Genomic DNA, 22,829 nt, shown 5'->3' on the forward strand with positions numbered 1-22,829 from the left:
TCCCCGCGGCGCGTGGGGACCGGTGGGGGCCCGATGGCGAGTCACATGGTGATCGTCATGTCTCGTCCCACGGGTCGTTGGCGAGCGGATCGGCCTGACTGGAACTCAGCCGCCCGTCCTGGATCAGCCGGTTGGTCATGCTGACCTTGTTCGGGGCGGGGCGGCCGACCTCGTCGTAGCGCCTGCGGGCCCGCTCGATGTGGGTGGCGACCGTGCTGGGGGTGATGTGGAGCTTGCGGGCGACCGCCGGTTTCGACAGCCCGCCGCACCAGGCGAGGAGGACCTCGACCTGCTTCTCGGAGAGTTCGGGCCGGTCGGGGGCGCGGGACCCGACGATCGTGCCCGCGTGCCGGGGAGCCGTGTACGTCTTCCCGTCCTTCGCGGCGCGGATGGCGTTGATCAGGTGCGTCTCGCCCTCCGCCTTGGTCACGAAGGACAGGGCCCCCAGCCGCCCGCACTCCAGGATGTTCTCCGGGGACGTCTCCCCGGAGAACACCACGACCCGGCGCCCGCTGCTGACCAGTTGGCGCAGCTCGTGGAACTGGAAGACCTTGTCCACCAGGTAGGCGAGGTCGAAGACGACCACGTCGGCTCGGGCGCCCTCGCCGGTCCACACCCGGCTCAGCAGCCCCTCCGCAGAGATGAGGTCGATCGGTGGTCGCGCCCGTGCGCACCATTCGCGCACTCCGGTGACGACCACGCCGTGGTCGTCGAGCATCACGACGGTGATCGGTCGGTCCGCCATTGCGCCTCCATCCAGAGGGTGTCGTCGTCCGCGTCGAAGAAGCTGTCGGTCGTGATTCCCGGCGCGCGGGCGTCGGGGGGCGCCGGCTCGATCGCCCCGCAGTCGCCCACCACTTGCACCGAGACGAACTCGGGGGTGAAGACCACCGTGACCTTGGCCCAGCTCCGGGCGCTCGCCAGCGCCGGGAGCAGGAAGCCGCCGAGCGCCAACCGGACCTCCGGCGGCGGGTCGACCGGGGTGCCGTGGGCGATCACCTCCGCCCGCACCCGGCGCCGCTCCGCCGCGTCCGCGTACTCGTGCAGCTCGTGCACCAGTTGGTTCGGTACGTCGTCGGTCTCGGCGAAGAGCCGGCGCATCCGGGCGGCCTCGGTCCAGCACTCCCGCTGGACCTCCGGGTCGTTGCTGTCGAGGGTCCCGTCGGCGAGCCCGCGGAGCAGGGGGCCCGTGCTGCCCTGCAGACCGGCGTAACTGTCCTGGAGCGCCTGGGCGGTCCGGGCGGCGATCCGTTCGGAGTGCCGGATGTGCTCGGTCCGCCGGCGGGCCGCCTCCGCCTCGTGCGCGGTGCGGCGCAGGGCGGTGGCGGCCACCCCGCAGGCCAGCGGAAAGCCGATCGTGCCGAGGGAGCCGGTGACGAAGTTCAGTACGGCGCCTTCGGCCACGGGCCCGGACAGGGCGAGGTTCACCGCGGTGATCGCCTCGTGCGCACCCAGGAAGAGGACCAGCTCGACCATCGGCCGGTCCAGGAGCAGTACGACCCCGATCCAGCCGACGGTGCCGAAGGCCCAGTCCGCGGCGGTCGTCGGCGTCCCGGCGGGCAACGAAGCGCAGGACAGGACCGACGCGCCGAGGGCGAGGACCACACCGACCCAGCGTTCGGCGCCCCACGGCCGGCGGCGCAGCGTGAACGCCCCCTCGACCACGGCTATGCCCAACAGCAGCCCGTACGCCAGGAGTTGCATCCACAGCGGCCGGTACGCGTCGAGGTTGCGCAGCCAACTCATCGACAGCAACACGACGCCGGAGATGCCGAGCACGGCGAGGCGCAGGTGGTACAGGAACTCTTCGGCGGCAGGAGCGGCGCCGGTCGACCCGCCCGCCCGGTGGATGCTGTTCATCGTGGCCACTCCAGACTGACGGTGGTTCCCCTGCCCTGCCGGGACCTGATGGCGGCCCGGCCGCCGACTTCCTCGACGCGTTCGACGATGGACGTGCGCACCCCGCGCCGGGTGGGCCCGACGGCGGCCGGGTCGAAGCCGATCCCCTCGTCGCTCACCTCGACGCGCGCGCCCGCACCCGGTCCGTCGCTCGTGACGGTCACCGAGCAGTGGCCCACTTCGGCGTGCCGGGCCACGTTCACGAGCGCCTCTCCGGCGGCGTCGGCCAGCGCCACGGTGACCGGCGAGGGCAGCCGCAGCGACCGCGGCCCCCGCAGCTCGACCCGTACGGCCGTGAGGTCGATGGCCGCCTTCAGCCGCTGCATCAGGTCCACCTCCATGGCGGGTTCCGACGTCCAGGACAGCCGTTCCAGATCGCGTTCCGCTTGCGCCGCCAACAGGGCCGGTGAGATGCCCTCGGCGCCCGAGCCGACCCACAGCAGGGTCGTGGCCGCGGTGTCGTGCAGGGTCCGGTCGTAGGCCCGCCGGGCGGCCCGGATCCGTGCCTTCGCGCGCTGCTCGGCGCGGGCCGCCTCGGCGTCCGCGGCGTCGGCGTCGGCCAGCCGGCCGCCGCGCAGCATCAGCTCCCACAGCATGCGCGCGAGCAGGGCGATGACGAGCGACCACGCCGCGGTCACCAGGCTGTCGAGCGAGCCGCGCGCGGGCAGGGCCGCGGCCGTGCCGACGATGGCGCCGGACAGCACCAGCAGCGCCGCGACCCCGCCGAGCAGCCGGCTCGCGTAGTACTGGTAGCCCACGCAGGCGAAGGACAGGAACGGCAGCAGCCAGGACCTGCCGTGCTCCAGCCAGTCCAGCGGCACCGACCACGGCGCGCTCGCGGCCAGCGTGGCCAGTACGACGGCGTCGGTCAAGGTCGCCGCCGCCCCCGGCCCCCGGAGCAGGGCCCGTACGTACACGGCGCTCCACACCGTCGCCAGCGCCAGGACGGCGAAGGCCACCCGCGCGGAGGGGGCGGCGGGCGCCGCCCAGGAGGCGACGACGAGCGTCGGGACGCCCGTCGCGATCCGGATCACCGCCACGTAGCGGTGGCCGAGCAGGTAGAGGTGGGCGACCGCGCTGTCGGTTACCGGCATGAGCCCTCCCTCGCGCGTCCGGCCCGTGTGCCGGGCCGAGGATTCGATTGTGCCGGTCGGTCGGGCCGCGTGCTGTCGGTCGGTCGCACGACTCCCAACCGGCTTCCGTTTGCCTAGCGTTGGGTCCGGAGACGGGCCGCCGGCCCGTCCCCGCTCGCCCCTGCGACGAGGAAGGTGCCATGTCCACTCCGCACCCGCACGTGCAGTCGAATCCACAGTCGAATCCGCAGCCACAGCCGAACCGGCGGCCCCACTCGCACCGCCGGCCCCGGGGCGGCGGCGCCGTCCGCCGGCGGCTGATCGCCGGCGCCACCGCGGTGCTCGGCGGCGGGGTCCTGCTGCTGGTCCCCGCGTCCACGGCCGCGGCGACCACCCGCCCCGGCGTCAACGCCACCCCGTACAACGAGGGCGGCGAGTACTGGGACACCGACGGCTGCACGGACGTCCCCGACTCCGGCTTCCATACGGCCCGCGTCATGTACGGCAAGCCGCCCGCCGCGCTGTACGGCTACCTCACCGGGAAGTTCGACTTCCACCACGCGTGCAAGCACCATGACGGCTGCTACAAGTTCCGCTGGGCGGACCGGGCCACCTGTGACCAATGGTTCCGCAACGACATGCACGCCTCCTGCACCGCGATGAAGTCCAATGCGGCGTGCGACGACATGGCCGAGCTGTACTACCGGGGCGTGCGCGTCTTCGGCGAAGTCCCCTGGAAGCTGCACGACATCAGGATCTCGATGAACCAGTACGTCGGCTGGTGAACCAGTACCTCGGCTGAGGATCCGACCGGCAGCGGCCCGCGCTGTCGGTCGGATGGGCTATATGTTCGTCCAGCGCTTCGACGCGCTCCGGCTTCGACGCGCTCCGTCCCCGCCCGGCCTCCAACAGCGGCCGGGCGGGGACGGTTCAGCGCGCCCCCTGTTGTTCTCGGCACGGGAGCGGGCCGCTTCCGGATGGAAGGCCGACACCAACGGTGCCCTGCACCCATTGACGGGGGTCGGCGCCGGGATTGCAAGGAAATCCGGGAACTTCTCCCGGAGGCACGCGCTTGTGCCCTCGACCAGCACCGGAACGGTCATCCGTGTTCAGCCCCGCGACACTCCGTGATCGCCATTGTTCCGTGAATCCATGATCACGTGGCGTTGCGGAGGGTCGGCGGTCCATGCTGAGCCTCCCCAACAGCCGGCCGGCACCCGGTTGTTGAGGACTCCCGTCGCCCGGCCCCGGATGGCCGGACGGGTCATGAGGCCGACTCCCAACGAAGTCGAGGACGACCATGCCGAAGAAGTACATCGTGTTCATCGTCGCGCTGCTGATGGTGCTCGGTTGGAGCGTGGCGATGACCGCCATGGGCCAGAGCGCCGCGATCGCCACCCTCGCACCGGCCCTGGGCCTCACCGTGCAGCAGGTCTTCCAGGCGGCCCGATCACGGACCGCCGCGGCGTCCGGCCACCGGGTGGCAGCGGTCCCCGACGGGGAGGACGGCACCCCGTGACCATGTCCTCCGAATCGAAGGTCCCGGCTCCCCAGCCGGTCCCCGCGCGCCCCGGGCGCAAGCTCGGCCCGATAGCGGACACCGTCGGCAGCTCCCACCGCGCATGGCTGGAGCACGCACGGGACCAGTACCTCGCCAGCGGCCTGACCCTCAGCGAGCTCGGCCTGCGGGTCCCGCTGGCCAAGTCGAAACTCTCCGAACTCCTGCGGGGCCTGGGCCTGTACCCCCGGTGGGAGGTCATCTACCGGCTCTCCGCCGAGCTCGACATGCCGCTCATCCCCCTGTACCGGCTCTGGCGCCAGGCGGCCCTGGACGCGCAGAAGACCTACGAGTGGGTCCAGCGGTGCAGCGACAAGTCGGCCCTGACCGCCCCGCAACCCAACCCGCCCGTGGCCCACGAACCCTTCCGCCGGACCGTGGAGGGCGGCTACCGCCGCTACGCCCAGGCGTTCCTCACCGACGCGCCCTGCGACGCGGCCGTCGACGACACCTTCGACATCCTCTGGCTGTCCTGGAACAGCGCCCTGGCCAGCCCCGACATCCGCCGCTACGCCTGGAAGATCCTGCGGGCCACCGTGATGGCCAAGACCCCGCACCTGGACGGCTGGCCCGAGCTGGTCCCCGCCGCCTTCGACACCGTCGCCGTGCGCCGGCTGACCCGCTCGACCGACCCCGCCGAGCAACTGGCCGAGAGCCTGGAGCTGTTCCGGGCCATCGGCCGACTGCCCGCCAACCTCCAGGACGTCATGGTGCTGCGCCACCTGTGCGGCAACACCGTCGAGGAGTCCTCCGCCCTGCTCGGAGTCCCGCCGCCGATGGTGCGCTCGGACGAACGTCACGCCCGCCGCATCCTCTTCCCGCCGCCCGAGAGTGAAGGCCCCATCGAATGACAGCCGTCGAAGCGATCCTGGCCCGGGCGCTGCTGGTGCGCGAGCGCACCGTACCCCGGGACGTCGTCCGCACCCACCCCTGCTCCCCACCCCAACCCCACCTCCGCCCGCGCGCGCACGCCCTCCCGTCGAGCGACACCACCACCGCCGTGGCCGCCGAGAACCTGCGGGCCCTGTGCGAGACGCTGGTCAGCCACACCCCGGCCGTCACCGTCACCAAGTTCGTCACGGACCAGGTGCCCGAGCCGCGCAGCGCACTGGTGCTGGCCTGCGTGCTCCAGCTGACGGAAGCCGACGACGGGGCCCGGTTCTGGTGGCAGTACGCGGCGGGCGCCGGGCAGGCGACCGCCGCCTACTGCCTCTACCTGCACCACCTGTCCCTCGGCGAGACCGACACGGCCCAGTGGTGGCTCCGGCAGACCGACGACGTCCAGTCGACCCCGCTCGACGGGGCCGCGGGCGCGGGTGCGGCCGAGCTCGACGAGCGGATCAACAGCCCGTCCACGGCCACGATCCTGCGCGTGCTGCACCGCCTCGCCAAGCAGATGGCCCGGCACCGCTCGGCCGCGGTGATCGAGCTGATGGACTTCATGCCCACGGCGGTGGCCACCGGCTACCTCCGCGAGCCCGACATGGACCTCCCCATGCCGGGCCCCGGATTCGCCGCCCGCATCAGCGCCCTGCTGGCACCCCGACCCCGCAACATGCCGCCCTCCGCCCCGCTCCCGACGATCCGTACGAGAGGACTCCACCCCCTGGGCGAGACCGCCACCCGCTGACCGGACCGGGTGGGGTGCGCGCACCCCACCCGGCCTTGTCCTCTTTCGGACCCGGGAAGGGGCCGAAGGGCGGAAGAAACGATCGGCCCCCACCCGGTTGGCTCGTTCCGGTGACCACTTCTCCCACGGCACCGACCTCGCCGCGCCCGCCCTCCCCACCGCCCCCTGCCGTCCTCGCGGCGGACCGCGTGGACCACTACTTCGCCGCCGCCGGCGGCGGCGTGCTGCACGCCCTCGACGGGGTCAGCCTGAGCGTGCGGGAAGGCGAGTTCGTCTGCGTCGTCGGACCCTCCGGCTGCGGGAAGTCGACTCTGCTGCGCCTCCTCGGCGGCCTGCTCGCCCCCTCCGCCGGCCACGTCGCCACGGTCGCGCCGGGCGGCACCGGCCCGCGTCCGGACGGCCGGCCGGACGTCGCCTTCGTCTTCCAGGACTTCGGCGTACTGCCCTGGCTGACCGTACGGTCCAACGCGGCCTTCGGACTGCGCATGGCCGGCATGCGCAGGCGCCCCGCCGAACGGGCCGCGGAGCCCTGGCTGGCCCGGGCCGGGCTCGCCGAGTTCGCCGACGGCTACCCGCACCAGCTCTCCGGCGGCATGCGCCAGCGCCTCGCCATGGTCCGGGCCTTCGCCACCGGCAGCCCCGTCCTGCTCATGGACGAACCCTTCGGCTCCCTCGACCCGCAGACCCGGCGGCTGATGCGCGAGCACCTGCTGGAGCTGTGGCAGCAGGAGCGCAAGACCGTCGTCCTGGTCACCCATTCCCTCGACGAGGCGCTGCTCCTCGGCGACCGGGTGCTGGTGATGTCCCCGCGGCCGGGCGCCCTGACCGACTCCTTCACGGTGCCCTTCCCCCGGCCGCGCACCGCCGACGTCGAGGACTCCGCCGCCTTCGCCCGGCTGCGGGCCGAGGTCTGGGAGGCCCTGCGGGCCGCCCCGGCGCGGGACGGGGGACACCGGTGAGCGCCACCGCGCCCCGTCCCGGCCCGTCGGGCACCGCGGCCGCGGCGGCCCGGGCCGCGGTGCGCCGCGGCCGCCGGGAGTCCGCGATGGCCCTGGCCCTGGGGGCAGGCGTACCGGCCGCCCTGCTGCTGGGCTGGGAGGCCGCGGCCCGGCTCGGCGCGGTGGACCCGCTGCTCTTCCCGCCGCCCTCGAAGATCGCGCGGTGCCTGGCGGACCTGCTCGGTACGGGCGAACTCGGCACGCACCTGGGGGCCACCCTCGCCCGGCTGCTGCCCGGTTACGCGCTGGGCGCGCTGGCGGGCGTACTGGTGGGTCTCGCGATGGGGGCCTCCCGGCACACCAGGGCCGCGCTCGGGCCGCTGTTCGCCGCGCTGTACTCCGTACCGAAGATCGCCACGCTGCCGCTGCTGCTCCTCGTCTTCGGGCTGACCGAAACGCCGAAAGTGCTGTCCGTCGCGATCACCGTCTTCTTCGTCCTCCAGATCAACACCACCGCCGGGGTGCGCCAGATCGACCCGCGCGCCCTGGAGACCGCCCGCGCCTACGGGGCCAGGGGGCCGCGGCTGCTGCGCCTGGTGCTGCTGCCGGGAGCCTGCCCCGCGGTACTGACCGGGCTGCGGACTGCCGCCGGGCTCGGGGTGGTCGTGGTGGTGGCCGTCGAGTTCGTCGCCTCCGAGAGCGGGCTGGGTTTCCTGATCTGGAACTCCTGGACCCTCTTCCAACCCGAGCGGATGTACGCCGGCATCGTCGCGGTCGCGGTGCTCGGCTCGGTGCTCTCGGCGCTCCTCGCCCTGACCGAGCGGGTGGCGATGCCCTGGCGCCGGGGCCGGGACCGCACCGCCGCGTGACCCGCTCCCGTCCCCGTCCCGACCCGTCCTCCCACCCCGACCCTCAGGCTCGACCTCACCTTGAGAAGGAACGATTCACCATGCGCCGCGGCTTGCCCGTCCTCGCCCTCACCACCGTCTCCGCCCTCCTCGCGGCCACCGCCGCCTGCCAGCGCGCCAGCCCCGCCGACGCGGGGGCCGCGGGGCCCGTACCCGTCAAGGTGGCCCACGTCCCCTCCACCCTCTTCGCCCCGCTCTACGTGGCCGAGGCCAAGGGGTACTTCAAGGACGCCGGCCTCGCCGTCGAGCTGAACAAGGTCAAGACGGGCCAGGACGCCGTGCCCCTGGCGGGCACCGGCAAGGTCGACGCGGTCGCCGCGGGCTTCTCGGCCGGTCTGTTCAACGCCATGGCCAAGGGGGTCGAGGTGAAGGTGGCCGCCTCCATGGGCGGCTCCACCGGCGAACACCCCTCGCCCACCACCCTCGAAGTGTCCCGGCGGCTGGCCGACTCCGGGGAGCTGGCCCGGCCCGAGGACCTGCGCGGACGCAAGGTGGCCGTGGCGGGCGGTGGGGGAGCGGCGGGCGGATACCAGCTCGCCGCGACCCTGCGCCAGGCCGGGCTGACGGTCAAGGACGTCACCGTCGTCAACGTCGCCATCCCGGACATGAAGAACGCCCTGGCGAACGGCGGGGTCGACGCCGCCATGGCACCGGCCCCCTTCACCACCGCCATGGAGGCGGACGGCACCGCCAAGGCCCTCGCCGTCCCGCCGCGCGGCACCACCGCGAGCGGACTCGTCCTGGGCTCCGCCTTCGACGGCACCCCCGGCGCCGCCAAGTTCCTGACCGCCCTGCGCCGGGCGGCGGCCGACCTCCAGGGCGACGGCGCGAAGAGCGAGGAGGTCCTGGCCGCCCTGTCCCGGGCCACCGGCCAGAGCGTCGAGGTCCTGCGCGCCACCCCGCCCTACCGGTGGACCCCCGACCTGGCCCCCGACACCGCCGAACTCACCGCCCAGCAGCAGGCCTACGCCACCGCGGGCCTCCTCGACTCCGCCCCCCTCCCCGCGGACCGGCTCGTCGCGGACTCCGCCCGCTGAGGGCCGCGGGAGCGGCGCGGCCCCGGCTCAGATCAGGGCGTCCTGGCGCAGGAGTTCCGAGCGGATCGAGCGGAGGTCGTGCGCCGGGCCGCCGCGGGCGGCGAGGGCCGCGGCGACGCCCGCCGCGTGCCCCGTGGCGAAGGCGGTGCCCATGACCCGCAGGGAGGTGAAGGCGTCGTCGTCGGAGCCGGTCAGCCGCCCGGCGGCCCAGAGGTTCTCCCGGTCCACCGAACAGATCGCCCCGTAGGGGATGTCGTACCAGCCGCGGCCCTCGATGGGTTCGTACCGCGTCACCCCCGGCGCCTCGTGGTCCTCGATCGGCCAGCCGCAGCGCGCGATGGAGTCGTACGGGCGCTTGCGGGCCGAGCGGACGTCGTCGCCCGTGACCACCTCGCGCGCGGCGATCCGGCGGGCTTCGCGGATGCCCAGTTGGGGCCCGGTCGCCACCAGGTACGCCCCGGACCAGCCCGCCAGGCCCGCGCGCAGGGCGTCGAGGTATTCCCGCGCCTGCCGGCGGGCCCCGGTCTCGGCCCGGGTCAGCGCCACCGGGTCGAGGGTGTCGACGTGCTCGTCGACCAGCAGGGAGAGCACCTCTCCCGTCACCGGCAGCCGGGCGAGCACGCCCCGGTCCCGGGGCAACGTGCGGCCGGTCACCGCGTTGTGGGCCGCGATCGCGGCCGCCGTGCCCTCCCGGGAGAGGTCCGCGTCCGGACGGACCCCGCCGATCCGGCTGACCAGGGTGCTGGTCTGCCGGGCCGCGACGGGAGCCACCACGACCCCGGCCCCGGCGAGGGCCGAGAAGGTGCCGCAGCCGCTCGCGTCGACGAAGGACCGGGCCCGGACCCGGTGGCGGCCGGCCGGATCGGCGACCTCCACCTCCCGCACCCGCCCGCCCGAGCTCCGCGCGTCGACCACCCGGCTGTGCAGCCGCACGTCGACGGTGGACGCGGCGAGCTCCTCGTCCAGCACCGCCTTGGTGATCTCCACGTCCAGCAGCACGAAACTGTTCCCGGACCAGGGGAACCCGGAGTCCCAGGAGCCGCCCGCCGCGTGGAGGCGGCGCAGGATCCCGGCGCCGACGCCCGCCACCACGCGCTCGCGCCGCTGATCGGTGAAGCCGCAGTAGATGGCGACGCCGGAGGCGGTGGCGGCGCCGCCGAGGAAGCCGTACGCCTCGATCAGCCGGGTCCGGGCACCGGCCCGGGCGGCGCCCAACGCCGCGGCCACACCCGCTGATCCACCGCCGACCACGACGACATCGAACTCCTCGGTGGGCAGGGGGGTGCTGTGCACGGTGGCGGTACCGCTTTCATGTCGGGGGCGCCGCGGTGTTCGGGACGTCGTGGGACATGGCGGTTCCGCGGAGCAGGGTGATGCTCCCATCGTGCGCGGCCCGCGCGTCCGGCGCACTCGCCCAAGGGACAGTCCGCGTCGCCGAAAGAGGACGTTCCGCCCGGTCCGCGGGACGAGCGGATTCAGTGGCCGGTGCCGCAGTGCGCGAGGTCGCTCTCGGCCAGGGGCTTGCCCTGGGGGGTGACGTAGGTGACCCACAGGACCGTGTCCTCGGTCCCCTCGTTGCGGCCTTCGTGGACGTAGCCGCTGCCCTCGACGATGGAGTCACCGGCGCGGTAGACGTGCACTCCGCCGGGGTAGACGGGCGCGTAGTGGGTCAGCGTGCCGGACTTCACGACGCCCACCAACTGCCCGTAGTGGCAGTGCCGGCCGGTGCCGGCGCCCGGCGGCAGGGTGATCTCCCGGAAGTCGACCTGGGTCGGGCCCTTCACGGACACCTCCACGGACCCGTCCTGCCGGCCCTGTGCGATCTCCTTCACCACGGGAGCGGGCCCGGCGCCGGGCGCCCCGGCGGCTGCCGAGGCTCCTGTGGCGGTCAGGAGGACCGCGACGGCGGCGGCCGTCCCGGACAGGGTGCGGAACGGCTTGCGCATGGGGGTACTCCCTCGATCACGGTGCGGGACGATCCGCGTGCGGCGGCAGGGACGGCTGCCGCCGCCGGACGCGTTCCATCGTGGGAGAGGGTCGCCCCGCGCAGCAGGGCCGAAGGTCACCGGTCGCCCGGGACCACCGTCCCGGCCGTCCCTCCCGACGCCCCGTCAGTGCCAGCCGGCCGACTCGGGGGTGCGCGGCGCCGACCTTGGGTCGGAGGAGCCCGCGGCGGCCGATCGCACCCGGTCGTTCGCGGGGTCCGGTGCGGTGGAGGGCCGCTCCGCCCAGAAGGCGCCCGACGCCATGCGCCGCGCGAGCATCAGCAGCACTCCCGCCAGGCCCAGGCCGAGCGCGATGACGAGCGGGGGTCCGAGTCCGAACCAGGAGGCCCCGCCCGCGGAGTTGGCGGGGTCCGCCATGTCGGCGACGGATTCGCCGAGCAGCCACAACAGCAGCCCCGCGCCGAGGAGCGGACCGGCGCCGATGAAGAGGAACTCGCGCACGCCCGAGGTCAGTCGCCGCCGGTGGTAGACCGCGCAGGCGATGCCCGTGAGGGCGTAGTAGAAGGCGATCAGCAGGGAGAGGGCGGTCAGCGAGTCGGCGAGTGCGTTCTCGCTGATCCGGCGGATGACCAGGTACCAGACGGTCGCCGCGGCGGCGACCCACCAGGTGCTGATCGCGGGCGTGCGGTGGCGCGGGTGGATCCGGCCGAAGCTGCGGGGCAGGGCCTGCCTGCGGGCCATCGACAGGGCGGTGCGGGAGGCCGGGATGATCGTCGTCTGGGTCGAGGCGAGCGCCGAGGTGGCGACGGCGAGCAGGACGATCCAGTCCCAGCCGCCGAGGGCCTCCCGGGCGAGCGCGGCGAAGACGGCCTCCTCGTCGTCGGCGTGCGCGGCCAGGTAGCCGGTCCCGGCGAAGGCGACGACCGCGAAGGCCACGGACACGTAGGTGGCCAGGAGGATGACGGTGGACCAGATCCCCGCCCGGCCCGGGGCGGAGGAGGAGTCCTTGGTCTCCTCGGTCAGGTTGACGGCCGACTCCCACCCCCAGTACACGAAGACGCCCAGGAGCAGACCGCCGGTCAGCGCCGAACCGCCCGCCCCGAAGGGATCGAGCCACTCGACGGAGGGCCGGACCGCGTCCGGGGAGCCCGTGGCGGCGTAGACCCGGTAGAGGGCGACACCGGCGAAGACGAACAGGCACAGGGTCTGGAGCAGGACCAGTACGTTCTGCAGCCGGGCCGCGGCCTGCGTGTCCCGTACGCACAGGGCCGACATCACCAGGATCACCAGGACGGTGAGCACCTCCCGGACCAGGGTGTCGCCCGCCAGGTCCTCCAGGCCGACGGCCAACAGGCCGAAGCGCACCGCCACGTCGGCGAGCGAGCCGACCACCAGGACGCCGGTCATCGTGATCGCCCAGCCGCCGAGCCAGCCCGCGGTGGGCCCGAGGGCCCGCGTCACCCACGAGAAGGTGGTGCCGCAGTCCGGATCGCTGCGGTTCAGGTAGTGGAAGGCCGAGGCGATGAGCACCATCGGGACGAAGGACGCGAGCATCACCCCGGGGGCGTGGACGCCGACCAGGGCCACGATCGGCCCGATCACGGCGGCCAGCGAGTACGCCGGTGAGGTGGCGTTCAGCCCGATGGCGAGGGCGTCGACGAAGCCGATCGCATTGGGTCTGAGCGTGGCGGCGGGCGTCCCCGGGGTGTCTTCGACCATGGTCCCTCACTGGTGCGGTGCCGTGTGGTGCGCTGCCGTACTGCGGTGCGGCGCGCGCACACGTGAAACGTGAACGTGGCGTGAATGCGATGAGGAAACCCGTGCGTCGCGGGGCGGGTCAATGGTGTTGGCGTAAGGGGGGCCGCGCACCCTCAGGCGGGCAGCTGCCGCTCGGCGCTCTCCAGCAGCATCTCCAGTGCGACCGGGTAGGCGCTGTGCGGCATCCGCGCGGCCAGCAGCCCCGCCGTGGCCGCGATGTTCGGGTAGGCGTCCGCCGGGAGCCTGGCGTACGTCGACTCCCACATCTCCTCGTCGGAGGCGCGGGCCTTCTCGGTCAGCGCGAGGGAGCCCGCGTCGAGCGCCGAGAAGGCCAGGCACTGGTCGATGTAGGCGTGGTAGATCCGCACGGCGTCCACGTCGGGGAAGCCCGCTCCGCGCAGGCTCCCGAGCACCGCCTCGTCGGCGGCGATCTCCCGGGGACGGCCGGTCACCCGGCTCGCGGTCAGTAGCGCGGCCTGCGGATGGGCGAGGTAGGCGGCGTGGATCCGCAGCCCGAGGGAGCGCAGGTCCTCGCGCCACCGCCCGGTCGCGGCCCACCCGTCCAGCGCGCGGCCGATCAGCTCGTCGCCGATGGCCAGGGTGAGCCCGTCCATGCCGTCGAAGTACCGGTAGAGGGTGCTGGGATCGGCGCCGAGCGCCGCGCCGAGCCGCCGGGCGGACAGACCCGCGCTGCCGTGTTCGCGCACCATCCGCAGCGCGGTCTCGACGATCAGCCGCTCGGAGAGCACCGTCCCCTGCCGGGTCGGGCGCCGCCGCTTGCGCGCCTCCTCCGGAACCACGTCCTTCGCCATCGCCCGCGCCTCCGCCCCAGGTCAGCCGCTGCCGCCCTTATGCCAACACCATTGACCTTACATCGGAGCAGCGGGTTCCATCAGCCCCCGGAGGCACCGGCCTCCTGGAGAAAGGACCTCGTCATGCGTGTTCTGCTCGTGGGTGCGGGCGGTGTCGGCAGCGCGATCGTCGAGATCGCCGCCCGCCGCGGATTCTTCGACCGCTTCGTCGTCGCCGACTACGACCCGGACCGCGCCCGGGCCGCCGTCGCGGCGCTGGGCGAGGAGGAGCGGCGCTTCAGCGCCTGCCGGGTCGACGCCTCCGACGAGGCCGCGGTCACCCGGTTGCTCACCGAGCAGGGCTGCGACGTCCTGATGAACGCCACCGACCCGCGCTTCGTGATGCCGCTGTTCAACGCCGCGCTCGCGGCGGGCAGCCACTACGTCGACATGGCCATGTCCCTGTCGCGCCCGCATCCCGACGACCCGTACGGCACCTGCGGGGTCAAGCTCGGCGACGAGCAGTTCGAACGGGCCGGGCAATGGACGGAGTCGGGCCGCCTCGCACTGGTCGGCATGGGCGTCGAGCCCGGGCTCTCGGACGTCTTCGCCCGCTACGCCGCCGACGAACTCTTCGACGAGATCGACGAGATCGGCATCCGCGACGGCGCCGACCTGGCCGTCGAGGGCTACGACTTCGCCCCGTCCTTCAACATCTGGACGACGATCGAGGAGTGCCTGAACCCGCCCGTCGTGTACGAGCGCGAGCGCGGCTGGTTCACCACCGCGCCCTTCAGCGAGCCCGAGGTCTTCGACTTCCCCGAGGGCATCGGCCCCGTCGAGTGCGTCAACGTCGAGCACGAGGAGGTTCTGCTGGTCCCGCGCTGGGTCGGCGCCCGCCGGGTCACCTTCAAGTACGGCCTCGGCGACGACTTCATCGGGAAGCTCAAGACCCTGCACGCGCTGGGCCTCGACTCCACCGAGCCGGTCACGGTCCGCGGCGCGGACGGCAGCCCGGTGCGGGTGTCGCCGCGCGACGTGGTCGCCGCCTGCCTGCCCGACCCCGCCACGCTCGGCGACCGGATGACCGGCAAGACCTGCGCCGGTACCTGGGTCAAGGGCACCAAGGACGGCCGGCCCCGCGAGGTCTACCTCTACCACGTGGTCGACAACCAGTGGTCGATGAAGGAGTACGGCTCCCAGGCCGTGGTCTGGCAGACCGCCGTGAACCCGGTCGTCGCCCTCGAACTGCTCGCGAGCGGCGCCTGGTCCGGCTCCGGCGTACTGGGCCCCGAGGCGCTCGCCCCGCGCCCGTTCCTCGACCTGCTCACCGCCTACGGCTCCCCGTGGGGCCTCCGCGAACAGGAAGCGGCAGCGACCACACACCACTGACCCCGCCCGGCGAACCCAGCCCCTCCGGCGGAGCCGACCCCGGCCCCTTCGGCGGAGCCGAACCCAGCCCCTCCGGCGTTTGAGGAGCGGGGTTCGGGGCGGAGCCCCGAGAGGCCCGGCGCAGCCGCCCTCCCTCCCTTCTCCCCCCGCGGGCCCTACAGGCTCCGCCGAGGGAGAGGGGGCTGACGGCCCCTCAGGCCCCCTGCGGCCCCGCCCCGTTACGGGCATCGATCCGCCGCCGCGCCCGAGCGATCATGCGCCGCCCCCGATCGTCCCCCAGGGCACACAACGCCCGCAGCGCCCGCGCCTCGTAACCGCCGCCGCGCACCCCGCCGAGCACCGCGAAGCGCGTGCCCTCGCCCTCGGCGACCGCGGCCATCCCGCCGATCACCCGCCTGCTCTGCATCAGGCAGTAACCGGGCTGGAGCAGCACGTCGAACCGGGCCCGGTAGCCGAGGGGACCGTGCGCCCAGCCCTGGACCTGACCGGGCCCCCCGGCCATCCGGAATTCCCGAAGGGTCGGCACCAGGTGCGGCAGCTCCCCCTCCAGGTCGCCCGCCACGTCCCACACGACGTCCGGGGGAGCGGCGACGTACTCCTCCACGTACATGACGGCGCCCAGTCCGGCGGCCATGACGCGCAGCCGCTGCACGGGGTCGAGTTCTGTCGTCGGCCAGCCGGTGGTCATCGCGTCCACGCCTTCCGAAAGCTGTTGCGGGCCCGGTGCAGCCTCGACTTCACCGTGCCACAGGGGATGTTCAGGGCATCGCTGGCCGCGCGTTCGTCCAGCCCTTCGAGCTCGCGCAGCGTCAGCACCGCGCGGTGCTCGGAGGACATCCGGCTCAGGACGTCGTGGACCTCGCAGGCCAACTCCGCGTCGAGCGGACCGGGTACGTCGTCGAACTCGCCCCACGGGGTCTCCCGCCGGGCGCGCCGCGCGACCCGCACCGCCTCGCGCACGGTGATGGTGCGCACCCAGCCGTACAGGGCGGTCGGGTCCTTCAGCCGGGGCAGGCCCTGGAAGACGGCGATCAGGGACTCCTGCACCGCGTCCGCACTGTCGGCGAGCGCGATCGGCCGGCAGAGCCGACCGACGTACGGGGTCAGCAGGGTGATCAGGTCGTCGACGGCCAGCGCGTCGCCGGCCTGGGCGGCGCGCACCAGTCGGGCCGCGGGCTCCCAGGGACCCGGCTCGGGGCCGGGCCGTGGCGTGCGGGCCCGTCCGGGGTCGGGCTCCTCCGGCCGTGGAGTGTCCGGCTCCTGGCGCCGGGTCGGGGCGTCGACTGCTCTCATCTGCCGGTCTCCTCCGTTGCGTGGGGCATCGCTCCGTCCGCACGCAGGCGGCGCAGATCGCACGGTGCTTCACAGGACAGAGGTGCAAAACGGAGCGGACACTCCCACGCCCCGCCCATTTGCTCGAAGGAATCGCGGACCGGGGGGAGTGCGCGGAGCGCGGACCGCCTCTTGTCTGGTGTCGGCAATGCCCGCCAGAGCTGTGAAGGGGCCGAGGACAGTGGAGAAGGAGCGTGAACCCGAGGTGCGCACCGGCCGGGGCGCGGTGCGGGGTCGGGTCGAGGACGGGATCGCCGTCTTCCGGGGCATCCCCTACGCGCGCCCGCCCTTCGGCGCGCTGCGCTTCGCCGCGCCGGAGCCGGCGCGGCGGTGGGACGGGGTCAGGCCGGCGCTGGAGTTCGGGCCGCCACCGCCGCAGTACGACCGGATGAGCCCGCGGCCGGCCACGGAGCTGCGGGATCCGGCTCCGGACTGCCTGACGGTCAACGTGTGGACCCCGGCGCCCGGGGCCGCCGCACTGCCGGTGATGGTGTGGTTCCACGGCGGCGCGTACGTGTTCGGCAGCGCGGCGGACCCGGTCTACGACGGGGCGCGGCTGGCCCGCCGGGGCGTGGTGGTGGTGACCTTCAACTACCGGGTCGGGATGGAGGGGTTCGGGCAGCTCGCCGGCGCCCCGGCCAACCGCGGCCTGCTCGACCAGATCGCGGCCCTGCGGTGGGTGCGGGAGAACATCGCGGCCTTCGGCGGCGACCCGGACGACGTGACGCTCTTCGGCGAGTCCGCCGGGGCCGGTTCGATCGCGGCCCTGCTGGCGATGCCCGCGGCCGCGGGGCTCTTCCACCAGGCGGTGGCGCAGAGCGTGCCCGGCTCGTACTTCGCCCCGGAGCTGGCCGCGCGGATCGCCGGCGCCGTGGGGGCGCGGGTGGGCGCCGGGGCCACGGCGCGGGAGCTGCGGGAGGTCGATCCGCACCTGCTCGTGCGGGCCGCGGACGAGGTCTTCGCCGCACGGGGGGAACACGCGCGGGAGTGGGGCGCGGTGGCGCACGCGGAGACCGTGTTCTCGCCGGTGGTCGACGGGGAGTCGCTGCCGTGCACCCCGTGGGAGGCGGTCGCCCGGGGGGACGCCCGCGAGTTGGCCCTGGTGTTCGGCCACAACCGGGACGAGTACTGGCTGTTCATGGCCAAGCGGGCGGAGTTCGGGTCGGTGAGCGGCGAGCGGGCGGAGCACGCCCTGCGGGTGTTCGGGCCGGGCGGCGGGAGCGGGGGGAGCGGCGGGAGCGCTGCGAGCGCGTACCGCGGGGCCTACCCGGGGGCGGGCCCGGAGGAGTTGTACGAGACGGTGATGTCCGACTGGATGTGCCGGATGCCCACGGTGCGGTTGCTGGAGGCCCAGGTGGCGGCGGGCGGCGTGGCGTACGCCTACGAACTGCGCTGGTCGGCCCCGGTGTCCGGGGGACGGCTGGGCGCCTGTCACGGTCTGGACGTGCCGCTGGTGTTCGGGACCCTGGACGCGCCGCTCGCGCGGCAGATGCTGGGGGAGGAGGCTCCGGCGGCGGCCGGCGCGCTCTCGGAGCGGATGCAGGCGGCCTGGGCGGCCTTCGCCCTCCACGGCGATCCGGGCTGGCCCGGATACCGGGCGGCGGACCGCCTGTCGAAGGTTTTCGACTGCGAAGACGCTCTGCTGGGAGACCCGGTGGCGGCATCCCGGAAGGTGTGGCGGAATCATTCATTCACTGCGCTGGAGCCGCGGTAAAGACCATTCCCGGGCAGGGGGGTGGTGGCCGTCTCAGATCTCGGAAGTTCTTTGGGGCAGGCCAACTTCCTGATGTTAGGGTGGCTGCTGCTGCTCATGGTCGGATTCTGGTTGCGACGGGGGTTGAATGACCGCAATCCGGCTGTTTGCAGAGGGTTACTCGCGAGTTAATCATAGGCAGAGCTCTATCCGTTTTCGGATTTCATGCAGTGGACATCTGTTATTGACAATGAACAATCGAATGGCGTGATGCCGCCCCCGTCCGGCGATACGAATACCGACAATGGGGGCGCAGTGGCCGAAATCGAAGTTGCGCGGACGACCGGCTGGGACATGCAGGAATTGGCCCGGCTCGTGGAAGGCGCGCAGCGGGGCGATGCGCTGGCCATGGACGAACTGCTCGGCGTCGTCGCACCGTACGTCGGTCGGATCTGTGGACCGGTGGCGCTCCAGGACGCCGCGGACGCGGCGCAGGAGGCGCTCATCGCGGTGTTCCGCAACCTCGGCCAACTGAAGACCCCCGCGGCGTTCCTCGGGTGGGTCCGGTCGATCGCCGTCCGGGAGGCGCTCAAGTACGCCAAGCAGCGTCAGCGGCAGGGCCCCCGGCCCGCGGACTGGGACGAGAAGCCGGCGCTGGAGGACGTCCAGCTCGCCTCGGACATCGCCGACGTGATGGGACGGCTGGCCCCCGAGCACCGGGTGGTGCTGACCTTGCGGCACATCGACGGCCTGGACGAACAGGAGGTCGCGAGGATCCTCGTGTTACCCGTGGGGACGGTCAGGTCCCGGTTGTTCCGGGCCCGCCGGTCATTTCGTTCCGCTTGGGAGTGAGCGGGCGTCCAGGCGCCGCTGCAAGCGGTCGAAGAGCATGCCGGTCCGTTGTTCCGCCCGCAGCAGGCGCACGCGGTCGACGAGCCGGCCCCCGGGGAAGCGCAGGCTGCTGTAGAAGGCGAAACGGGTGCGCTCGCCCTCGGCCACGGCGGCCATGCCGCCGACCAACACCTTGCTCTGCATGAGGCACCAGCCCGGTCGCAGCACGATGTCGAAGTGCTCGCCGTGCCCCAGGACGCTGACGGCCCGCCCCGTCAGCCGGTCGTTCCCGGATCCGGTGACGGCGAAGGAACGCAGTCCCGGGACGATATGGGGGAGTTCTCGTTCCAGATCGGACGCGACGGCCCACAGGGCATCGAAGGGCGCGTCGAAAAGGCGCTCCCCGTAACTCGGGTACTTCGATGCGGAGGCGATGACCTTCAGGCGCCGGAGCGGATCGATTTCGACCGCCGGCCAGTCGCTGTGCAGCGGACCAGTCACTGGAAGCCGCCCCCCTCTGTTTCGTATGGGAGGAAGGCTCGCAGCATCCCCCTGCATGGTCAAGCACTTCGAAATACCCGATCGGAGCGACCGCGCGCAATAGCGTATCGAGACGGCCCGGATGTGGATCACCCCCATTTCGTCCTCGGAAATAAATCCGGTCCCGCGGGAGTGCATCCGCGCCGCGCGTCCTCTTCCTCCTCGAAGGAACACGGTTACCCGAGCATCGTACAAGGGGAGCGGCGGCATGCGGTTCGCCCAGTTGCCGGAGCGCAATGCGGGAACGAAAAGAACGGGGAGGGCAGTCGTGCTGACCAAGGGGGCTCCGCCGAGGACCCGACCGACACTGCCGCGCGCCCTGGCGGACGCCAGGCCGCGCGCGGCGGGACTCGGCTTCGGCACCTGTTCCGTCCACGAGGGGCCGCCGGTGGCGGTGCGCGAGGCCGAGCGCCGGATGGCGAAGGCCATGCCGCCCCGGCGGCGGGCGGACTTCCTGATCGGCCGCGGCGCGCTGCACCGTGCGCTGCGCGCGGCGGGACTGACCGCCGACGCCGTGCTGTTCGAGGGGGCGCGTCCGCTCCTGCCCCCCGGGATCTCGGCGTCGATCAGCCACTGCGGCGGGGTCGCCGTGGCCGTGGCGGGGCCGGCGCGGCTCTTCCCCGCGCTGGGCGTCGACCTGGAGCTGTCCGGCCCGCCCCTGCGGGCGGCCCACCTGGTGCTGCGCGGGGCCGAGGCCGCCGCGCTGCACGGGGCGGGGCGCGCGGCGGAGCGGCGGCTGCTCGCGATGTTCTCCGCCAAGGAGGCCGCGTACAAGGCCCTCAGCCCGCTCCTGGGCCCCGAACTGCGCGGCCTGCGCGACCTGGTGCTCACCGCTGACACCGCTGACACCGCGGATGCCACTGACTTCGTTGACTTCGCTGACATCGCGGATGCCGCTGACAGCGTGGCCGGCGGCGGATTCCTGGCCCACGCCGCGAGCCGCCCCGACCTGCGCCTGCGGGTGAGCGTCCGCGAGCTCCCGCGCGGCGGCGTCCTGTGCTGGGCCCGCCCGCTGGCCACCCCGCCCGCGTCCTGACCGGACCCGGCGACATCCCACGTGACGCCCCCCCCGCGATCACACCCTCACGGAACGCACCCTCACGGAGGTCACGCCGCCATGGACGCACCCACCCTGCTCGCCCCGCCCCGGCCGGCGGACTGGACGCCGGCCGGCTGGCGTCGGCACCCGGCCGCCCAGCAGCCCGATTGGCCCGACCACGCCCTGCTGCGCCGGGTGCGCACCCGGCTCGCGGGCACCGCACCCCTCGTCCACCCCGGCGAGATCCTGGAGCTGCGCCGGGGGCTCGCCCGGGCCGCCCGCGGGGAGGGCTTCGTGGTGCAACTGGGCGACTGCGCCGAGACCTTCGAGCCGCCCACCTTCGCGGGCACCGCGGCCCGAGTGGAGCTGCTCCACACCACCGCCCGGACGCTGGGACGCGCCTTACACCGGCCGGTGATCCCGATCGGGCGGATCGCGGGCCAGTACGCCAAGCCGCGCTCCTCGCCCACCGAACGCGTCGGTGACCTCGTACTGCCCTCCTTCCGCGGCCACTTGGTCAACGACCCCGCCCCCACGCCCGCCGCCCGCGTCCCCGACGCCACGCGGCTGCTGCGCGGCCACGCCCACGCCCGTGACGTGCTCGCCCTGCTGCGCGAACTCGCCGCGTCCGGGATGGTCGTGCGGGAGCCCGCGGTGGCCGGCGCCCCCGCCGTGTGGACCAGCCACGAGGCCCTGCTGCTCGACTACGAGGAGCCGCTGGTGCGCCGGGACCCGGTGACCGGCGGCTGGTTCCTGACCTCCACCCACCTGCCCTGGATCGGCGCGCGCACCGGTGAACCCGACGGCGCGCACGTCCGCTTCCTGGCGGGCGTGGCCAACCCGGTCGGCGTGAAGGTCGGCCCGGGCACGGATCCCGAGCGCCTGGCCGAACTGTGCGCGCGGCTCGACCCGGACCGCCGGCCGGGCCGGCTGGTGCTCATCTCGCGGATGGGCGCGGACGCGGTGCGCTCCGAGCTGGCGCCCCTGGTGGAGCGGGTCGCCCGGCTCGGCCACCCCGTGGTCTGGGTGTGCGACCCGGTTCACGGGAACACGTACACCAGCGGTACGGGCCACAAGACCCGCCACGTGGACGTGGTGGGCGAGGAGATCCGCGGCTTCTTCGCCGCGGTGCGCGCCGCCCGCGGCTGGCCCGGCGGCATCCACCTGGAGGCCACCCCGGCCGACGTCACCGAATGCGTGGGCGGCGCGCCCGCGGTGGCGGAGCGGGACCTCCCGCTGCGGTACGAGACCGCCTGCGACCCCCGGCTGAACGGCGCGCAGACCGCCTGGCTGGTGGAACTCGTCGCGGAGCTCTGCGCCACGCCCTGACCCGACCGCTCGCGGTCGCGAGGGAGCGGGTCACGAGGCGGCCGGGCCCGGAAAGGTTCCGGTGAGGTCCGTCGCATTCCCGGGCGGAACGTCCGCCGCCGTCGCCGCCTCCTGACGGGGCGACCGGCCCGCACGGGGCCGGTCGAGCCACCGAGCGACCCTGGGAGTTGTCATGCAGGACCGGACACCGCCGACACCGCCGATGCCCGAGCTGGAGGGCGTCCGGCACCACTACGTCGACGTGCGGGGGGTGCGGCTGCACGTCGCCGAGGCGGGCCGGGGCCGGCCCGTGGTGCTGCTGCACGGTTTCCCGCAGCACTGGTACGGCTGGCGGCGGCTGATCCCGCTGCTGGCCGACGACCACCGGCTGATCTGCGTGGACCTGCGCGGTTTCGGCTGGTCCGAAGCGCCCGCCGGGGGGTACGACACCGACAGCCGGGTGGCCGACGTCCTCGCGCTGATGGACGGGCTCGGGCTGGACCGGGCCGCGCTCATCGGCCACGACTGGGGCGCGTGGACGGGCTTCCACCTCTGTCTGCGGGCCCCGGAGCGGTTCAGCCACTTCCTCGCGCTGAACATGCTCCACCCGTGGCCGCTGCACCACCGGTTGATGCCGCAGTCGTGGCGGTTCTGGTACACGGCGCTGCTGGAGCAACCGCTGCTGGGCCGCTGGGTCCTGCGCAACCGCCCTGCCTTCACCCGCTACTTGATGCGCAAGGGGGTCACCGACCCGGCCGTCTGGGAGCCCGCCGTGATGGACGGCTTCGTCAGTGCGAGCCAGGAGCCGGACCGGGCGCGGGCCGGCGAGGCGCTGCACCGGGCCTTCGCGCTGCGGGACATCGCGAAGCTGCTCCTGGGCAGCTTCAAGAAGCACCGGCTGACCACGCCGACCGTGATCATGGCGGGGGCCCACGACTTCATGCTGCCGCCGAGCGTGCTGTCGGGCGGCGGCCGGCACGCCGACGACCTGCGGGTCGACGTGGTCGCCGACTGCGGGCACTACCTGCACGAGGAGCGCCCCGACCTGGTCGCCGAGACCGCCCGCGGGCTCTTCTCCGAGGGCGACTGACCCCTCGCGTGCCCCCTGGCGGCCCGTCCGCGTCCGGCCCGGTCCCCGCCCCTCCCGGGGGGCGCG

At 73.7% G+C, this 22,829-nt stretch carries 23 protein-coding genes; 13 read left to right on the forward strand and 10 right to left on the reverse strand.

Annotation, left to right across the window (positions count from 1 at the left end; translation table 11 throughout):
* Window positions 1-55: 55 nt before the first annotated feature.
* From ACIQWR_RS20260 to ACIQWR_RS20270, 3 genes are read right to left on the reverse strand one after another with little or no spacing between them, the layout of a single operon-like run.
* Complete coding sequence (locus ACIQWR_RS20260; RefSeq protein WP_404011202.1) at window positions 56-745, reverse strand: LuxR C-terminal-related transcriptional regulator; 690 nt, start codon at window positions 743-745, stop codon at window positions 56-58.
* Window positions 718-1,860 (reverse strand): hypothetical protein, encoded by a 1,143-nt coding sequence (locus tag ACIQWR_RS20265; protein ID WP_404011205.1) that lies wholly within the window; start codon window positions 1,858-1,860, stop codon window positions 718-720. Before ACIQWR_RS20265 ends, ACIQWR_RS20260 begins: the two co-directional genes overlap by 28 nt.
* A complete protein-coding gene (locus ACIQWR_RS20270) occupies window positions 1,857-2,993 on the reverse strand; it encodes a sensor histidine kinase (RefSeq protein ID WP_404011207.1) in 1,137 nt (378 codons plus the stop codon). The genes ACIQWR_RS20265 and ACIQWR_RS20270 overlap by 4 nt, the downstream gene beginning before the upstream one ends.
* A 179-nt stretch (window positions 2,994-3,172) precedes the next feature.
* On the opposite strand from ACIQWR_RS20270, the gene ACIQWR_RS20275 reads away from it, so the two are divergent.
* From ACIQWR_RS20275 to ACIQWR_RS20305, 7 genes are all read left to right on the forward strand, one after another.
* The gene (locus ACIQWR_RS20275; protein ID WP_404011209.1) at window positions 3,173-3,757 is read left to right on the forward strand and encodes a phospholipase A2; all 585 of its coding nucleotides are present in this window, start codon (window positions 3,173-3,175) and stop codon (window positions 3,755-3,757) included.
* A 515-nt stretch (window positions 3,758-4,272) separates the two neighbouring features.
* On the forward strand, window positions 4,273-4,491 hold the full coding sequence (locus ACIQWR_RS20280) for a hypothetical protein (RefSeq protein WP_404011212.1): 219 nt from the start codon (window positions 4,273-4,275) through the stop codon (window positions 4,489-4,491).
* Window positions 4,492-4,493: 2 nt separating this feature from the next.
* The gene (locus ACIQWR_RS20285) at window positions 4,494-5,381 is read left to right on the forward strand and encodes a sigma-70 family RNA polymerase sigma factor (protein WP_404011466.1); all 888 of its coding nucleotides are present in this window, start codon (window positions 4,494-4,496) and stop codon (window positions 5,379-5,381) included.
* Window positions 5,378-6,160, forward strand: a complete 783-nt coding sequence (locus tag ACIQWR_RS20290; protein ID WP_404011214.1) for a hypothetical protein — start codon at window positions 5,378-5,380, stop codon at window positions 6,158-6,160. Before ACIQWR_RS20285 ends, ACIQWR_RS20290 begins: the two co-directional genes overlap by 4 nt.
* A gap of 110 nt (window positions 6,161-6,270) precedes the next feature.
* Window positions 6,271-7,119: an ABC transporter ATP-binding protein gene (locus ACIQWR_RS20295; protein WP_404011217.1), complete on the forward strand. Its 849-nt coding sequence runs from the start codon at window positions 6,271-6,273 to the stop codon at window positions 7,117-7,119.
* Window positions 7,116-7,967 (forward strand): ABC transporter permease, encoded by an 852-nt coding sequence (locus tag ACIQWR_RS20300; RefSeq protein ID WP_404011220.1) that lies wholly within the window; start codon window positions 7,116-7,118, stop codon window positions 7,965-7,967. Before ACIQWR_RS20295 ends, ACIQWR_RS20300 begins: the two co-directional genes overlap by 4 nt.
* Before the next feature lie 80 nt (window positions 7,968-8,047).
* On the forward strand, window positions 8,048-9,043 hold the full coding sequence (locus ACIQWR_RS20305) for an ABC transporter substrate-binding protein (RefSeq protein ID WP_404011223.1): 996 nt from the start codon (window positions 8,048-8,050) through the stop codon (window positions 9,041-9,043).
* 27 nt (window positions 9,044-9,070) lie between these two features.
* On the opposite strand, the gene ACIQWR_RS20310 is transcribed toward ACIQWR_RS20305, so the two are convergent.
* From ACIQWR_RS20310 to ACIQWR_RS20325, 4 genes are all read right to left on the reverse strand, one after another.
* Window positions 9,071-10,336, reverse strand: a complete 1,266-nt coding sequence (locus tag ACIQWR_RS20310) for an FAD-dependent oxidoreductase (RefSeq protein ID WP_404011226.1) — start codon at window positions 10,334-10,336, stop codon at window positions 9,071-9,073.
* A 182-nt stretch (window positions 10,337-10,518) separates the two neighbouring features.
* Window positions 10,519-10,989, reverse strand: coding sequence for a cupin domain-containing protein (locus ACIQWR_RS20315; RefSeq protein WP_404011229.1), 471 nt, complete (start codon window positions 10,987-10,989; stop codon window positions 10,519-10,521).
* A gap of 165 nt (window positions 10,990-11,154) precedes the next feature.
* Window positions 11,155-12,708 carry an APC family permease gene (locus ACIQWR_RS20320; protein ID WP_404011232.1) on the reverse strand — a complete coding sequence of 518 codons (1,554 nt, stop codon included), beginning with the start codon at window positions 12,706-12,708 and terminating at the stop codon, window positions 11,155-11,157.
* A gap of 152 nt (window positions 12,709-12,860) precedes the next feature.
* The gene (locus ACIQWR_RS20325) at window positions 12,861-13,559 is read right to left on the reverse strand and encodes a TetR/AcrR family transcriptional regulator (protein WP_404011234.1); all 699 of its coding nucleotides are present in this window, start codon (window positions 13,557-13,559) and stop codon (window positions 12,861-12,863) included.
* Between the two features lie 123 nt (window positions 13,560-13,682).
* Here ACIQWR_RS20325 and ACIQWR_RS20330 point away from each other — a divergent pair, with 123 nt between their 5' ends.
* Window positions 13,683-14,930 carry a saccharopine dehydrogenase C-terminal domain-containing protein gene (locus ACIQWR_RS20330; protein ID WP_404011237.1) on the forward strand — a complete coding sequence of 416 codons (1,248 nt, stop codon included), beginning with the start codon at window positions 13,683-13,685 and terminating at the stop codon, window positions 14,928-14,930.
* A gap of 193 nt (window positions 14,931-15,123) precedes the next feature.
* Here ACIQWR_RS20330 and ACIQWR_RS20335 read toward each other — a convergent pair whose 3' ends face one another.
* Window positions 15,124-15,618 carry an SRPBCC family protein gene (locus ACIQWR_RS20335; RefSeq protein ID WP_404011240.1) on the reverse strand — a complete coding sequence of 165 codons (495 nt, stop codon included), beginning with the start codon at window positions 15,616-15,618 and terminating at the stop codon, window positions 15,124-15,126.
* On the reverse strand, window positions 15,615-16,223 hold the full coding sequence (locus tag ACIQWR_RS20340) for an RNA polymerase sigma factor (RefSeq protein WP_404011243.1): 609 nt from the start codon (window positions 16,221-16,223) through the stop codon (window positions 15,615-15,617). The genes ACIQWR_RS20335 and ACIQWR_RS20340 overlap by 4 nt, the downstream gene beginning before the upstream one ends.
* A 220-nt stretch (window positions 16,224-16,443) precedes the next feature.
* On the opposite strand from ACIQWR_RS20340, the gene ACIQWR_RS20345 reads away from it, so the two are divergent.
* Both ACIQWR_RS20345 and ACIQWR_RS20350 read left to right on the forward strand, forming a co-directional pair.
* A complete protein-coding gene (locus tag ACIQWR_RS20345; RefSeq protein ID WP_404011246.1) occupies window positions 16,444-17,976 on the forward strand; it encodes a carboxylesterase/lipase family protein in 1,533 nt (510 codons plus the stop codon).
* A gap of 294 nt (window positions 17,977-18,270) precedes the next feature.
* Window positions 18,271-18,807 carry an RNA polymerase sigma factor gene (locus ACIQWR_RS20350; protein WP_404011248.1) on the forward strand — a complete coding sequence of 179 codons (537 nt, stop codon included), beginning with the start codon at window positions 18,271-18,273 and terminating at the stop codon, window positions 18,805-18,807.
* Here the strand turns inward: ACIQWR_RS20350 and ACIQWR_RS20355 are convergent.
* Window positions 18,784-19,287: a hypothetical protein gene (locus ACIQWR_RS20355; protein WP_404011249.1), complete on the reverse strand. Its 504-nt coding sequence runs from the start codon at window positions 19,285-19,287 to the stop codon at window positions 18,784-18,786. The two genes, ACIQWR_RS20350 and ACIQWR_RS20355, sit on opposite strands and share 24 nt — an antisense overlap.
* Before the next feature lie 307 nt (window positions 19,288-19,594).
* Here ACIQWR_RS20355 and ACIQWR_RS20360 point away from each other — a divergent pair, with 307 nt between their 5' ends.
* From ACIQWR_RS20360 to ACIQWR_RS20370, 3 genes are all read left to right on the forward strand, one after another.
* Window positions 19,595-20,362, forward strand: coding sequence for a 4'-phosphopantetheinyl transferase superfamily protein (locus tag ACIQWR_RS20360; protein WP_404011252.1), 768 nt, complete (start codon window positions 19,595-19,597; stop codon window positions 20,360-20,362).
* An 81-nt stretch (window positions 20,363-20,443) separates the two neighbouring features.
* The gene (locus ACIQWR_RS20365) at window positions 20,444-21,694 is read left to right on the forward strand and encodes a 3-deoxy-7-phosphoheptulonate synthase (protein WP_404011255.1); all 1,251 of its coding nucleotides are present in this window, start codon (window positions 20,444-20,446) and stop codon (window positions 21,692-21,694) included.
* Window positions 21,695-21,866: 172 nt separating this feature from the next.
* Entirely contained in the window at window positions 21,867-22,763 is an 897-nt protein-coding gene (locus ACIQWR_RS20370) for an alpha/beta fold hydrolase (protein WP_404011257.1), read from the forward strand.
* Window positions 22,764-22,829 lie beyond the last annotated feature (66 nt).

Origin of the sequence: Streptomyces sp. NPDC098789, from assembly GCF_044759975.1 — a bacterium.
GTDB lineage: Bacteria > Actinomycetota > Actinomycetes > Streptomycetales > Streptomycetaceae > Streptomyces.

What these genes read in the sequence shown, in the direction of transcription:
- ACIQWR_RS20260 (WP_404011202.1), bottom strand. Translation starts at nt 745, where the DNA reads ATGGCGGACCGACCGATCACCGTCGTGATGCTCGACGACCACGGCGTG.
- ACIQWR_RS20265 (WP_404011205.1), bottom strand. Translation starts at nt 1,860, where the DNA reads ATGAACAGCATCCACCGGGCGGGCGGGTCGACCGGCGCCGCTCCTGCC.
- ACIQWR_RS20270 (WP_404011207.1), bottom strand. Translation starts at nt 2,993, where the DNA reads ATGCCGGTAACCGACAGCGCGGTCGCCCACCTCTACCTGCTCGGCCAC.
- ACIQWR_RS20275 (WP_404011209.1), top strand. Translation starts at nt 3,173, where the DNA reads ATGTCCACTCCGCACCCGCACGTGCAGTCGAATCCACAGTCGAATCCG.
- ACIQWR_RS20280 (WP_404011212.1), top strand. Translation starts at nt 4,273, where the DNA reads ATGCCGAAGAAGTACATCGTGTTCATCGTCGCGCTGCTGATGGTGCTC.
- ACIQWR_RS20285 (WP_404011466.1), top strand. Translation starts at nt 4,494, where the DNA reads ATGTCCTCCGAATCGAAGGTCCCGGCTCCCCAGCCGGTCCCCGCGCGC.
- ACIQWR_RS20290 (WP_404011214.1), top strand. Translation starts at nt 5,378, where the DNA reads ATGACAGCCGTCGAAGCGATCCTGGCCCGGGCGCTGCTGGTGCGCGAG.
- ACIQWR_RS20305 (WP_404011223.1), top strand. Translation starts at nt 8,048, where the DNA reads ATGCGCCGCGGCTTGCCCGTCCTCGCCCTCACCACCGTCTCCGCCCTC.
- ACIQWR_RS20315 (WP_404011229.1), bottom strand. Translation starts at nt 10,989, where the DNA reads ATGCGCAAGCCGTTCCGCACCCTGTCCGGGACGGCCGCCGCCGTCGCG.
- ACIQWR_RS20320 (WP_404011232.1), bottom strand. Translation starts at nt 12,708, where the DNA reads ATGGTCGAAGACACCCCGGGGACGCCCGCCGCCACGCTCAGACCCAAT.
- ACIQWR_RS20325 (WP_404011234.1), bottom strand. Translation starts at nt 13,559, where the DNA reads ATGGCGAAGGACGTGGTTCCGGAGGAGGCGCGCAAGCGGCGGCGCCCG.
- ACIQWR_RS20330 (WP_404011237.1), top strand. Translation starts at nt 13,683, where the DNA reads ATGCGTGTTCTGCTCGTGGGTGCGGGCGGTGTCGGCAGCGCGATCGTC.
- ACIQWR_RS20335 (WP_404011240.1), bottom strand. Translation starts at nt 15,618, where the DNA reads ATGACCACCGGCTGGCCGACGACAGAACTCGACCCCGTGCAGCGGCTG.
- ACIQWR_RS20340 (WP_404011243.1), bottom strand. Translation starts at nt 16,223, where the DNA reads ATGAGAGCAGTCGACGCCCCGACCCGGCGCCAGGAGCCGGACACTCCA.
- ACIQWR_RS20365 (WP_404011255.1), top strand. Translation starts at nt 20,444, where the DNA reads ATGGACGCACCCACCCTGCTCGCCCCGCCCCGGCCGGCGGACTGGACG.
- ACIQWR_RS20370 (WP_404011257.1), top strand. Translation starts at nt 21,867, where the DNA reads ATGCAGGACCGGACACCGCCGACACCGCCGATGCCCGAGCTGGAGGGC.